The organism is Limnohabitans sp. JirII-29, assembly GCF_003063395.1.
Lineage (GTDB): Bacteria > Pseudomonadota > Gammaproteobacteria > Burkholderiales > Burkholderiaceae_C > Limnohabitans.
In genome coordinates, this window is the sequence record NZ_NESB01000031.1 from 1 (window position 1) to 972 (window position 972).

The 972-nt window shown below is 60.0% G+C and carries 1 protein-coding gene; it reads left to right on the forward strand.

Features of this window, described 5'->3' with window-relative positions:
- Positions 1-972 (forward strand): VCBS domain-containing protein (locus B9Z39_RS16840; protein ID WP_199221247.1); only part of this gene is annotated, 972 nt, incomplete at both ends.

A 972-nucleotide genomic window follows, 5' to 3' on the forward strand; every position in this document is an offset into this window, starting at 1 on the left:
AGAGCAATGTCGCTGGCAACAACGGCTATGGTCAGTTCAGTATCGGCGCCGATGGTGCCTGGACCTACACGGCCAACAGCGCGCACAACGAGTTCGTGGGTGGTCAGACCTACACCGACAGCTTCACAGTCGCGACAGCAGACGGCACCAGCCAAGTCATCACCGTCAGCATGACGGGCAGCAACGATGCCGCAGTCATCACAGGAACCAGTACCGCTAGCCTGACAGAAACAAATGCCGCAGCGTCGCTCTCCACAACAGGCAGCTTGAGTGCCTCGGACGTGGACAGCAGCTCGGCCTTCGTTGCCCAGAGCAATGTCGCTGGCAACAACGGTTATGGCCAATTCAGCATCGGTACCGATGGCGCGTGGACGTACACGGCCAACAGTGCGCACAACGAGTTCGTGGGTGGACAGACCTACACCGACAGCTTCACGGTGGCGACGGCGGATGGCACGACACAGGTCATCACGGTGAGCATGACCGGCAGCAACGATGCGGCGGTGATCAACGGCACCAGTACCGCCAGCTTGACGGAAACAAACGCAGCAGCCTCGCTCTCAACTACAGGTACGTTGAGCGCCACCGACGTGGACAGCAGCGCAGCCTTCGTTGCCCAGAGCAATGTGTCGGGCAGCAACGGCTACGGCCAGTTCAGCATCGGCACCAATGGCGCCTGGACGTATACCGCCAACAGCGCGCACAACGAATTTGTGGGTGGTCAGACTTATACCGACAGCTTCACGGTTGCCACCGCAGACGGAACAACGCAGGTCATCACCGTCAGCATGACGGGTTCCAACGATGCAGCAGTGATCATCGGCACCAGCACGGCAAGTCTCACCGAGACCAATGCAGCAGCCTCGCTCTCAACAACCGGCACCCTCAGCGCCACCGACGTGGACAGTAGCGCAGCCTTCGTTGCCCAGACCAATGTGGCGGGTAACAACGGCTATGGTCAATTCAGCATCG